Source organism: Pseudomonas sp. TH08 (assembly GCF_016651275.1).
Classification (GTDB): domain Bacteria; phylum Pseudomonadota; class Gammaproteobacteria; order Pseudomonadales; family Pseudomonadaceae; genus Aquipseudomonas.
Genome location: NZ_JAEKEE010000005.1, coordinates 509,327 through 520,698, shown reverse-complemented (window position 1 = coordinate 520,698; position 11,372 = coordinate 509,327). Strand labels below are relative to the sequence as shown.

Sequence of the window (11,372 nt, the reverse complement as noted above, 5' to 3'; positions counted from 1 at the left end):
ACATAGAGACAACAAGGCCCGGATTGTACCGGGCCTCGAACAAAACATCAGCCTTGCGACTAAACCTGCGTCAGGCCTTCCAATGCCTCGTAAGCCTGACGTACCGGGGCAAACGAGCGGCGGTGAATCGGCGTCGGGCCGAGTCGCACCAACGCTTCCAGATGAACGGGCGTCGGGTAGCCTTTGTGACCACCGATGCCGTAACCCGGGTAGATCAGTTCAAACGCGGCCATTTCACGGTCACGGCTGACTTTGGCCAGAATCGACGCGGCAGCAATCGCCGGCACCTTGCCGTCGCCCTGCACCACCGCTTCGGCGCGCATCGGCAATTGCGGGCAGCGGTTGCCGTCGATCATCGCCAGTTTCGGCTGGATGTGCAGGCCGGCCACCGCGCGCTGCATGGCGAGCATGGTCGCGTGCAAAATGTTCAGCTCATCGATTTCTTCGACTTCGGCGCGGGCGATGCACCAACTCAGGGATTTCTCGATAATCTCGTCGTAGAGCTTTTCGCGCTTGGCTTCGGTGAGTTTCTTGGAATCATTCAGACCGAGAATCGGCCGATTCGGATCGAGGATAACCGCCGCTGTCACCACGGCACCGCACAACGGGCCACGACCGACTTCATCGACGCCGGCCACCAACTCTTCGACTTCGGCGACCAAGGTGAAATCCAGGCCCATTTGCATGCTTGTCTTGCTCATCGTGATTGACCGATCAGGTTAAGGACGGCGTCCGCCGCCTGATTGGAAGCGTCCAGCCGCAGCGTGCGATGGATTTCGTCGAAGCCGCGCGTCTGTTCTTCACCACCTTCGATAAGGGGCAACAGCGTCTGCGCCAGGGCTTCAACCGTCGCATCATCCTGCAACAATTCCGGGACCAGTAAACGCTGGGCCAGCAGATTCGGCAAGGACACGTACGGGCTCTTGACCATGCGCTTGAGGATCCAGAACGTCAGCGGCGCCAAACGATAAGCCACCACCATCGGGCGCTTGTACAACAGCGCCTCAAGGGTGGCTGTGCCGGAGGCGATCAGCACGGCATTGCAGGCAGCCAGGGCCAGATGCGACTTGCCGTCGAGCAAGGTCACCGGCAGATCGCGACCGACAAGCAGCTCTTCAAGCTGAGCGCGACGCTCGGCATTGGCGCACGGAATGACGAAGCGCAAACCCGGACGCATGGCACGCAGGCGCTCGGCGGTATCGAGAAAAAGTGCCCCCAGCCGACCGACTTCGCCGCCACGGCTGCCCGGCATCAACGCCACCAGCGGCCCATCGGGTAAGCCCAACTCAGCACGCGCAGCAGCCCGATCAGCTTCCAGCGGGATGGTATCGGCCAGCGTGTGGCCGACAAACCGCACCGGAACGCCTTTCTCTTCGTAGAATTTGGCTTCAAACGGCAACAGCGTAAGCATCAGATCGCAGCCTTCGCGGATCTTCAGTACGCGCTTCTGCCGCCACGCCCACACCGAAGGACTGACGTAATGCACGGTTTTGATCCCGGCCTGACGCAGCTTGAGTTCGATATTGAGGTTGAAATCCGGGGCATCGATGCCGATGAATACATCGGGTTTTTCAGCGATCAGCGTGGCGATCAGGTCTTTGCGGCGCTTGAGCAGCTCGCGCAGGCGCCCGAGCACTTCCACCAGGCCCATGACCGACAAGCGCTCCATGGGAAAGTACGAAGTCAGGCCCTCGGCCTGCATCAACGGACCGCCGACACCGATGAACTCGACCGCCGGATGCTGAGTCTTGAGCGCGCGCATGAGACCGGCGCCGAGAATGTCACCGGAAGCCTCACCCGCCACCAGCGCAATACGCAGATTGGCCATGATCAGCGGGTGATGCCGCGAGTCGACGACTGAATGGAGTCACGGAATATCGCGACTTCCGGGAACTGAGCCGCAGGTTCGGCCAGTTCGGCCAGTGCTTGCTCGACCGTCAGTCCTTGGCGATAGACGGTTTTGTAGGCGCGACGCAGGGTGTGAATCGCGTCTTCGCTGAAACCGCGACGGCGCATGCCTTCGAAGTTCATGCTGCGCGCTTCCGCCGGATTGCCGAACACCGTGACGAATGCGGGAACGTCCTTGCCAATGGCGGTGCCCATGCCGGAGAAGCTGTGGGCGCCGATGTGGCAGTACTGGTGAACCAGGGTGAAACCGGAGAGGATTGCCCAGTCATCAACGTGCACATGCCCGGCCAACGCAGTGTTGTTGACCAGAATGCAGTTGTTGCCGATGACGCTGTCGTGACCGATGTGGGCATAGGCCATGATCAGGTTGTGATCGCCCAGCGTGGTTTCCGAGCGATCCTGAACGGTGCCACGGTGAATGGTGACGCCTTCGCGGATGACATTATGGTCACCGATGACCAGGCGGGTTTCTTCACCTTTGTACTTCAGATCGGGCGTGTCTTCGCCTACCGAGGAAAACTGGTAGATGCGATTGTGCTTGCCGATGCGGGTCGGGCCTTTGAGGATTACATGCGGCCCGATCACGGTACCCTCGCCGATTTCCACACCTGCGCCGATGATCGACCATGGGCCGACCTCGACGCCGTCAGCCAGAATGGCCGACGGATCGATGATTGCGCGAGGGTCAATCAAACTCATACTTTTTGTTCCGCACAGATGATTTCGGCGGAGCAGACCGGTTTGCCGTCAACCGAAGCCTGGCACTCGAACTTCCAGATCTTGCGCTTGCAACTGATGAACGTAGCTTCAAGAATCAACTGGTCGCCCGGTTTGACTGGCTGGCGGAAGCGCAGCTTGTCGGAACCGACGAAGTAATACAGGGTGCCGTCGGCCGGTTTGACGTCGAGCATTTTGAAACCGAGGATCCCGGCAGCCTGAGCCATTGCCTCGATGATCAGAACGCCTGGCATGATTGGATGCGCCGGGAAGTGACCATTGAAGAACGGTTCGTTGATGCTGACATTCTTGTAGGCGCGAATGCGCTTGCCTTCAGTGTCCAGTTCCACCACCCGGTCCACCAGCAGGAACGGGTAACGGTGAGGCAGGTATTCGCGAATCTCGTTGATGTCCATCATTTCGGGGGGAAGCCTATGTAAAGATTGGGAGCGCGACTGACGCGCACTCCTCTAGCAAATCAAGGAGGCAGTCTAGAGGCTGTGCACACTTGATATGGAAATGGTATCAGCCATCTGATGAAGCATTGCCGTCAGGGGTCACTTCCCCTACGCGCTTTTCCAGCTGTTTCAAACGTCGCGCGATGTCATCGAGCTGACGGATGCGTGCCGCGCTTTTGCGCCATTCGGCAGCCGGTTGCATGGCTGTGCCGGAAGAATAGGCGCCAGGCTCGGTAATCGAGTGGGTCACCATGGTCATCCCGGTCAGGAAAACGTTGTCGCAAATGTCAATGTGACCGACCAGGCCAACACCGCCAGCGAGCATGCAATGCTTGCCGATTTTGGTGCTGCCGGAGATCCCGACGCAGGCGGCCATGGCGGTGTGATCACCGACCTGGACGTTGTGTGCGATCTGGATCTGGTTGTCGAGTTTCACACCATTGCCGATCACGGTATCGGCCAGTGCGCCGCGGTCGATGGCAGTATTCACGCCGATTTCGACATCGTCGCCGATGGTCACGCCACCGATCTGAGCGATTTTCTGCCAGATGCCTTTTTCGTTGGCAAAGCCGAAGCCCTCACCACCGAGTACGGCACCCGACTGAATAACCACACGTTTGCCGATGCGCACGTCGTGATACAGCGTTACGCGCGGCGCAAGCCAGCCGCCCTCACCAATTTCGCTGCGGGCACCGACAAAGCAATGCGCGCCCAGCGTCACTTGCGCAGCAATCCGTGCACCCGCTTCGATAACCACGAAAGGGCCGATGCTGGCGCTTGGATCAACCACTGCGTCCGCCGCAATCACCGCTGAGGGATGAATACCCGCAGTGGCTTTTGGCTTGGGATCGAACAAGTGGGAGATACGCGCGTACGCCAGATAGGGATCCGGCACCACCAGCACATTACCGGCAAAACCTTCGGCGTCGGCTTCCTTGAGCAACAGAGCTGCTGCCTGAGAACCCGCCAGGTATTTGCGATATTGAGGATTTGCCAGAAAGCTCAACTGAGCTGGGCCAGCCTCTTGCAAAGTGGCTAGCCCAGTAATTTGCTTCTCCGGGTCGCCACGCAGGGTGGCGCCGAGGAACTCGGCCAACTGGCCGAGTTTGATAGTCACGGTCATGGGTTACTTCAGCTGATTCATGCGCTCGATAACCTGGCGCGTGATGTCGTACTGAGGTTTGACATCGATCACTGCGCCACGCTCGAACACCAGGTCAAAACCACCTTTCTTGATGACTTCTTCCACTGCGCTATCCAGTTTCGGCTTCAGTTGCTTGAGCATTTCGCGGTCGGCAACAGCTTTGGCTTCGTTCAGCTCCTTGGACTGGAACTGGAAGTCACGGGCCTTTTGCTTGAATTCCAGCTCCAGACGCTCACGCTCACCTTGCTGCATCTTGTCGCCACCGGCCATCAGACGATCCTGAATACCCTTGGCACTGCTTTCCAGGGTTTTCAGTTTGGTCAGTTGCGGACCGAACTTCTTCTCGGCATCCACGGCGTATTTCTTGGCCGCGTCGGATTCCAGCAGTGCCATCTGATAGTTCAGAACGGCGATTTTCATGTCGGCAAATGCCGGGCCTGCCACCATCAAGGAGGCCAGGAGAACCAATTGAGTCAACTTACGCACGATGCACTCCTACAAAATCCATTGTCGTTATCTTGGGTCAGACGCTTAGAACGTCTGGCCGAGGGAGAATTGGAACACTTGAGTTTCAGCGTCATCCGGTTTCTTGATCGGCATGGCCAACGCGAAGCTCAGAGGACCCAGTGCGGTGACCCAGGTCACGCCAACACCGACGGAACTGGCCATGTTGCTCAGGCTGATGTCGTTGCACTGAGTGTTCGACTTGGAACCGTTAGCGTTCGTAGTGTCCGAGCACTTGGAGTCAAATACGTTACCGACATCCCAGAATACCGAAGTACGCAGGGAACGCTGATCCTTGACGAATGGCAGCGGGAACAGAACCTCGACACCACCCTGGATCAGGACGTTACCACCGAACGGCAGTGGATCCTGGTCCGGGTCAGCCAACGTGCCCGGGTTAGTACCTTTACTCGGCGTACTGCGAGGGCCGAGGGTGCTGTCCTTGAAGCCACGAACCGAGTTGAAACCACCAGCATAGTAGTTTTCATAGAACGGCAAGCCGTCAGTCGAACCGTAACCGTCGCCATAACCCAGCTCGGTGTGCAGACGCAGGGTGTAGTTCTCGCTGATCGGCTGGAACAGCTGACCGCGGTAATCAAGTTTGTAGAACGACAGATCGCTGCCCGGAATGGTGGTTTCCAGGGTCAGGCTCTGGGAACGGCCACGGGTAGGCAATACGCCTTTGTTCAGCGTCGACTCGGACCAGCCGGCCGAAGCCTTGAAGTTCAGATACTGATCGCCTTCCTTGTTTACGAAGTCGAAAATCTCGTCAACGGTGTAGGTACCGGTCTTGATCTTGTCCTGTTGAGCGGACAGACCGAAGGTCAGACGCGAAGTCTCACTGATCGGGTAGCCAACGTTCACGCCGGCACCCAGGCTGTCTACCGCATAGCTGGCTACGTCGACATCGAGGTCTTTGTAGTCGGTGGTGCGATAGAACGCGTTGTAACCCAGGCTCACGCCATCGGCGGTCCAGTACGGGTCAACATAGCCGAAGTTGTAGCGGCTCTGGTATTCGCTGCGGGTCAGGCCGACGCTGACGCGGTTACCGGTACCGAGGAAGTTGTTCTGGGTGATCGAACCACCGAGGATCAGACCAGCACTCTGGGCGAAACCGACACTGGCGGTGATCGAACCGGACGCTTGCTCTTCAACGCTGTAGTTAACGTCCACCTGGTCGTCGACACCTGGCACAGCCGGGGTTTCAACGTTGACTTCCTTAAAGAAGCCCAGACGCTCAAGACGGGTCTTGGATTGGTCGATCAGATAGGTCGAAGCCCAGCCGCCTTCCATCTGACGCATTTCACGACGCAGCACTTCGTCTTCCGACTTGGTGTTGCCACGGAAGTTGATACGGTTTACGTAGGCACGCTTGCCCGGGTCGACAGCAAACAGGATGTCCACAGTGTGGTCATCATCGTGCGGCTGCGGCACGCCGTTGACGTTGGCGAAGGTGTAACCCTCGTTACCCAGACGACGGGTGATCAGTTCCGAGGTGGTGGTCATCAGCTTGCGCGAGAACACCTGGCCTTTCTGCACCAGCAACAGCGACTTGACCTGGTCTTCAGGGACTTTCAGGTCACCACTGAGTTTGACGTCACGAACGGTGTACTTCTCGCCTTCGGTGACGTTGACAGTGATGTAGACGTGCTTCTTGTCCGGAGTGATGGACACCTGGGTCGAAGCGATATCCATGTTGATATAGCCACGGTCCAGGTAGTAGGAACGCAGACGCTCCAGGTCACCGGACAGCTTTTCACGGGCGTACTTGTCATCGTTCTTGAAGAACGACAGCCAGTTGGTGGTTTTCAGTTCGAACAGGTCGGTCAGGTCTTCTTCAGGGAAAACCGTGTTGCCTACCACGTTGATGTGCTGAATGGCGGCAACGGTGCCTTCGTTGATCTTCACTTTCAGACCAACGCGGTTACGCGGCTGCGAGACCACTTCGGTATCGACGGTAGCCGAGTAACGACCTTGCGCGACGTACTGACGTTGCAGTTCGTTACGCACCCCCTCAAGGGTGGCGCGCTGGAAGATCTCGCCTTCGGCCAGACCGGATTGCTTGAGGCCCTTCATCAGGTCTTCAGTGGAGATCGCCTTGTTGCCTTCGATCTCGATACTGGCGACGGATGGACGCTCGACAACCGTGATTACCAGAACGTTGCCTTCGCGGCCCAGCTGGATATCTTGAAAGAAACCGGTTTTGAACAACGCACGAGTGGATTCCACCAGGCGACGATCATCCGCCTGCTCGCCGACGTTCAACGGCAAGGCACCAAAAACACTACCCGCGGAGACCCGCTGGAGGCCATTGACGCGAATATCAGAGATAGTGAAGGACTCGGCGTGAACTTCGGCGATCATCAATACGGTGAGAACCGCAGTTAGCAGCAGACGTTTCATGAAGTCCTTTCTTATTCCAACTGGCAATAAACAAACTGCCGCAAAATGCGGCAGATTCGCAATTCAGCGAAGCGTTACAGTCGACCCAGATCGTTGACCAGAGCAAGCAACATCACCCCGACCACCAAACTGATACCGATCTGTATCCCCCAACCTTGCACCCGATCCGACAAGGGACGACCACGCGCCCACTCGATCAGATAAAACAACAAATGCCCCCCATCCAGTACAGGAATGGGCAGCAAATTCAGAACGCCCAGGCTAATACTCAGATAAGCAAGGAAATTCAGGAAATCAGCGACACCCGACTGGGCAGAAGCGCCCGCCACTTTAGCAATGGTTATCGGTCCACTCAAGTTTTTTACCGAGAGCTCGCCGAACAGCATTTTCTTCAGTGAATCGAGCGTCAGAACGCTCATGGTCCAAGTACGTCGGGCGCCCTCGCCAATCGCGGCCAAAGGCCCATAACTGACCTCGCGAATCATCTCCGGCGGCCAGTCGACAGCTTTGACGCCTGCGCCCAGATAACCACTCGGCGACTTGCTTTCACCGCGCGCCGCCAAGGTCACAGGGACGTCGATTGGAGCACCATCACGCTCGACGCGCAGCATGATTTTGGTATCAGGACGCGTACGAACCGTATCAACCACTTGCTGCCAGTCGTTAAGCGCCTGACCATCAAGAGACAGCAGGCGATCACCGGTCTTCAGGCCAGCAGCCTGCGCCGGGCCTTTCGGATCAAGTTCGGCGAGCACTGGCGGCAAGGCCGGGCGCCAGGGACGAATCCCCAGCGAACGGATCGGATCCGGCTCATCTGCGCCTTTCAGCCAGTGATCCAGCATCAACTCGCGCGGCGAGTCAGCATTGGAGCCCTGCTCACGCACCAGCAATTGCAATGAGCCGCTTTCCCCCAGGCGACGCACCAACTGCAGGTTTACCGCCGCCCATCCCGTAGTCGGCTCACCGTCGACTGCGACAATTTCCTGACCCGCACCCAAACCGGCCCTGGCGGCAATACTGCCGGACTCGACCGCACCGATGACCGGACGTATCTGCTCACTGCCAAGCATGGCCAGGACCCAGAAGAACACCAGCGCCAGCAGGAAATTGGCAATCGGACCCGCGGCGACAATGGCGATACGCTGGCGTACGGACTTGCGATTGAACGACTGATCAAGCTGCTCGAACGGGACTTCGCCTTCACGCTCATCGAGCATCTTGACGTAGCCACCCAGCGGAATCGCGGCAACCACGAATTCAGTGCCTTGCTTGTCGTGCCAGCGCAGCAGAGGCATGCCAAAGCCTACGGAAAAACGTAGAACCTTGACGCCACAGCGCCGCGCGACCCAGAAGTGGCCGAATTCGTGAAAGGTGACCAGTACACCCAAAGCGATCAGGGTGCCGGCAATCATATAGAGCGCGCTCATCTACTTTCTCCGCAAACCTGTTCAGTGCCGCGTGCAGCCATTGTGTTACAAAATCTATCGGCCGTGCCGATTCAGCCATTGCTCCGCCAGAACCCGGGCTTTCGCATCGGCGGTAAATACCGCGTCGAGATCATCCAGCGCGACAACCGGCTCCAGACTCAAGACTTCCTCGATGATACTCGCGATTTCCAGGTAGCGAACCCGCCCATCGAGAAACGCTGCCACCGCGACTTCGTTGGCCGCATTCAGCATGGCCGGCGCGCTATCGCCTGCTTCGGCTGCTTGACGCGCCAGGCGCAGGCAAGGGAAACGCTGTTCATCCGGCGCCTCGAAGTCCAGACGCGCGACCGCAAACAGATCCAGCGGCGCCACACCCGAGTCGATGCGCTCTGGCCAGGCCAAGGCGTTGGCAATCGGCGTACGCATATCAGGATTACCCAACTGCGCGAGAACCGAGCCATCGACATAGTCGACCAGCGAATGGATCACGCTCTGCGGATGAATCACCACCTCAACCTGCGACGGCTTGGCATCAAACAACCAGCAGGCCTCGATCAGCTCAAGCCCTTTGTTCATCATGCTGGCGGAATCCACGGATATCTTGCGCCCCATGGACCAGTTCGGATGCGCACACGCCTGGTCAGGTGAAACATGCGCCAGTTCGGCCATCGGTGTCTGCCGGAAGGGGCCGCCGGAGGCTGTCAGAAGAATCCGACGCACGCCAACCGAACTCAAGCCACTCGCAAAATCCCGTGGCATGCACTGGAAAATCGCATTGTGTTCGCTATCGATCGGCAGCAGAACAGAACCGCTCTTTCGCACGGCCTGCATAAACAAGGCACCGGACATTACCAGCGCTTCTTTATTGGCCAACAGAATCTTTTTGCCAGCCTCGACCGCCGCCAGCGTCGGGCGCAGGCCCGCAGCACCGACGATCGCCGCCATCACTGCGTCGACTTCTGGCGCGGAAGCAACCTGACACAGGCCCTCCTCCCCGACCAGCACGCGGGTCGGCAAACCGGCGGCGCGCAGGTCATCCTGCAAGCCACGAGCAGCGACCGCTTCCGGCACTACGGCAAATTGCGGCACGTGACGGACGCACAGGGCCAGCAGCTCACTCAGACGCGTGAAACCACTCAAGGCGAAAACCTGATAACGCTCAGGATGACGAGCGATGACGTCGAGGGTACTCAGACCGATCGAGCCAGTCGCCCCCAGCACGGTAATCTGTTGAGGACGACTCACGGTGCAGCCATCCAAAGCAGCACGGCAAACACCGGAATTGCCGCCGTCAGACTGTCGATGCGATCAAGCACACCGCCATGCCCCGGCAGCAGATTACTGCTGTCCTTGATGCCGGATTGACGCTTGAACATGCTCTCGGTGAGGTCGCCCACCACGGAAATAAAGACGATCAGCGCTGCGCCAATCAAGCCCTTGAGCAGTTCGGCAACGGTCCAGTCACGCACCAGCCCGACGATGGCAGTGATCACCAGGCTCAATGCCAGACCACCATAAACACCTTCCCAGCTTTTACCCGGACTGACCTGAGGCGCCAATTTGCGCTTGCCGAATTTACGGCCAGAAAAGTAGGCACCAATATCAGCGCCCCACACCAGCACCATCACCGCCATGATCAGCCAGTTACCCAACGGATACTGCTTGATCTGCACCAGCCCTTGCCAGGCCGGCAACAAAATCAGTAGACCGATGACCAGCTTGGTGGCAGCCGTAGACCAATGTTCGCTGGAACGCGGATAGGTCAGTACCAGATACGTCGCCACCGCCCACCAAAGCACCGAAGCCCCCAGCACCCATGGCGCCAGACCCGGCAGCACATACATGACGAACAACATCAAGGCGACGACGGCGGCATAGCCGACGCGGAAAGATTGTGCGGTAAAGCCCGCCAGACGTGCCCATTCCCAGGCTCCCAGGCTCACGACCAGACCGATGAACAGGGCAAAACCGGAACCTTCAAGCAGGAAAAAACCGCACAAGGCGATCGGCAGCAGGATCAGCGCAGTGATGATTCGTTGTTTAAGCATTAAACCCGGGCTCCAGCTTCAACCTGTTCGCTCGTTCTACCGAAGCGACGTTGGCGCGAAGCGAAATCGGCCAGCGCATTGCGCATGGCATCGTGTTTGAAGTCCGGCCAGAACAGGTCGGAGAAGTACAGTTCGGCGTAGGCCAACTGCCACAGCAGGAAATTGCTGATGCGGTGCTCGCCACCCGTGCGGATGCACAGGTCCGGCAACGGCAGATCACCGGTTGCCAGACAGGTTTGCAACAGATCCGGAGTGATGTCCTCCGGACGCAGATGCCCGGCCTGGACTTCACGCGCCAAACGTTGTGCGGCTTGCGCGATATCCCACTGACCGCCGTAATTGGCGGCGATCTGCAGGATGAAACGGTTGGCACCTGCGGTCATGGCTTCTGCTTCACGCATTGCAGCCTGAAGCTCAGGATGAAAGCGCGAGCGATCGCCAATGATGCGCAGGCTGATGTTGTTGTCGTTGAGGCGCTTGGCCTCACGACGCAGCGCCTTGAAGAACAGATCCATCAAGGCACTGACTTCATCGGCCGGACGCTGCCAGTTTTCACTGGAAAAGGCGAACAGGGTCAATACTTCAACCTTGGCCTCAGCGCACACCTCGATCACCGCCCGCACAGCATCGACACCCGCTTTATGCCCGGCGACACCTGGCATAAAGCGTTTTTTCGCCCAGCGATTGTTGCCATCCATGATGATCGCGACATGGCGCGGCACCGCGGACGGCGCAGTCTGCTTGGTCTTGTCCATTTAAAACT

Annotated in this window: 11 protein-coding genes; all 11 read right to left on the bottom strand. The window is 58.3% G+C overall.

Features of this window, described 5'->3' with window-relative positions:
* Positions 1–59: 59 nt before the first annotated feature.
* Complete coding sequence (gene rnhB / locus JFT91_RS25820) at positions 60–686, bottom strand: ribonuclease HII (RefSeq protein ID WP_007908845.1); 627 nt, start codon at positions 684–686, stop codon at positions 60–62.
* A gap of 11 nt (positions 687–697) precedes the next feature.
* On the bottom strand, positions 698–1,828 hold the full coding sequence (gene lpxB / locus JFT91_RS25815) for a lipid-A-disaccharide synthase (protein ID WP_201234260.1): 1,131 nt from the start codon (positions 1,826–1,828) through the stop codon (positions 698–700).
* Between the two features lie 2 nt (positions 1,829–1,830).
* On the bottom strand, positions 1,831–2,607 hold the full coding sequence (gene lpxA, locus JFT91_RS25810) for an acyl-ACP--UDP-N-acetylglucosamine O-acyltransferase (protein WP_201234259.1): 777 nt from the start codon (positions 2,605–2,607) through the stop codon (positions 1,831–1,833).
* Positions 2,604–3,044 (bottom strand): 3-hydroxyacyl-ACP dehydratase FabZ, encoded by a 441-nt coding sequence (gene fabZ / locus JFT91_RS25805; RefSeq protein ID WP_016771469.1) that lies wholly within the window; start codon positions 3,042–3,044, stop codon positions 2,604–2,606. Before fabZ ends, lpxA begins: the two co-directional genes overlap by 4 nt.
* Before the next feature lie 106 nt (positions 3,045–3,150).
* Positions 3,151–4,206, bottom strand: coding sequence for a UDP-3-O-(3-hydroxymyristoyl)glucosamine N-acyltransferase (lpxD, locus tag JFT91_RS25800; protein WP_201234258.1), 1,056 nt, complete (start codon positions 4,204–4,206; stop codon positions 3,151–3,153).
* A 3-nt stretch (positions 4,207–4,209) separates the two neighbouring features.
* Positions 4,210–4,713, bottom strand: coding sequence for an OmpH/Skp family outer membrane protein (locus tag JFT91_RS25795; RefSeq protein WP_007908849.1), 504 nt, complete (start codon positions 4,711–4,713; stop codon positions 4,210–4,212).
* Positions 4,714–4,758: 45 nt separating this feature from the next.
* On the bottom strand, positions 4,759–7,134 hold the full coding sequence (gene bamA / locus JFT91_RS25790; protein WP_201227762.1) for an outer membrane protein assembly factor BamA: 2,376 nt from the start codon (positions 7,132–7,134) through the stop codon (positions 4,759–4,761).
* 74 nt (positions 7,135–7,208) lie between these two features.
* Entirely contained in the window at positions 7,209–8,561 is a 1,353-nt protein-coding gene (rseP, locus tag JFT91_RS25785; protein WP_201234257.1) for a sigma E protease regulator RseP, read from the bottom strand.
* A gap of 54 nt (positions 8,562–8,615) precedes the next feature.
* On the bottom strand, positions 8,616–9,806 hold the full coding sequence (gene ispC, locus JFT91_RS25780) for a 1-deoxy-D-xylulose-5-phosphate reductoisomerase (protein WP_201234256.1): 1,191 nt from the start codon (positions 9,804–9,806) through the stop codon (positions 8,616–8,618).
* Positions 9,803–10,609, bottom strand: coding sequence for a phosphatidate cytidylyltransferase (locus JFT91_RS25775; RefSeq protein WP_201234255.1), 807 nt, complete (start codon positions 10,607–10,609; stop codon positions 9,803–9,805). The genes ispC and JFT91_RS25775 overlap by 4 nt, the downstream gene beginning before the upstream one ends.
* Entirely contained in the window at positions 10,609–11,364 is a 756-nt protein-coding gene (gene uppS, locus JFT91_RS25770) for a polyprenyl diphosphate synthase (RefSeq protein ID WP_201146707.1), read from the bottom strand. The genes JFT91_RS25775 and uppS overlap by 1 nt, the downstream gene beginning before the upstream one ends.
* Positions 11,365–11,372 lie beyond the last annotated feature (8 nt).

Coding starts and splice junctions, on each gene's coding strand:
- bamA (WP_201227762.1), bottom strand. CDS start 7,134: ATGAAACGTCTGCTGCTAACTGCGGTTCTCACCGTATTGATGATCGCC.
- lpxD (WP_201234258.1), bottom strand. CDS start 4,206: ATGACCGTGACTATCAAACTCGGCCAGTTGGCCGAGTTCCTCGGCGCC.
- lpxB (WP_201234260.1), bottom strand. CDS start 1,828: ATGGCCAATCTGCGTATTGCGCTGGTGGCGGGTGAGGCTTCCGGTGAC.
- uppS (WP_201146707.1), bottom strand. CDS start 11,364: ATGGACAAGACCAAGCAGACTGCGCCGTCCGCGGTGCCGCGCCATGTC.
- rseP (WP_201234257.1), bottom strand. CDS start 8,561: ATGAGCGCGCTCTATATGATTGCCGGCACCCTGATCGCTTTGGGTGTA.
- fabZ (WP_016771469.1), bottom strand. CDS start 3,044: ATGATGGACATCAACGAGATTCGCGAATACCTGCCTCACCGTTACCCG.
- rnhB (WP_007908845.1), bottom strand. CDS start 686: ATGCAAATGGGCCTGGATTTCACCTTGGTCGCCGAAGTCGAAGAGTTG.
- lpxA (WP_201234259.1), bottom strand. CDS start 2,607: ATGAGTTTGATTGACCCTCGCGCAATCATCGATCCGTCGGCCATTCTG.
- JFT91_RS25775 (WP_201234255.1), bottom strand. CDS start 10,609: ATGCTTAAACAACGAATCATCACTGCGCTGATCCTGCTGCCGATCGCC.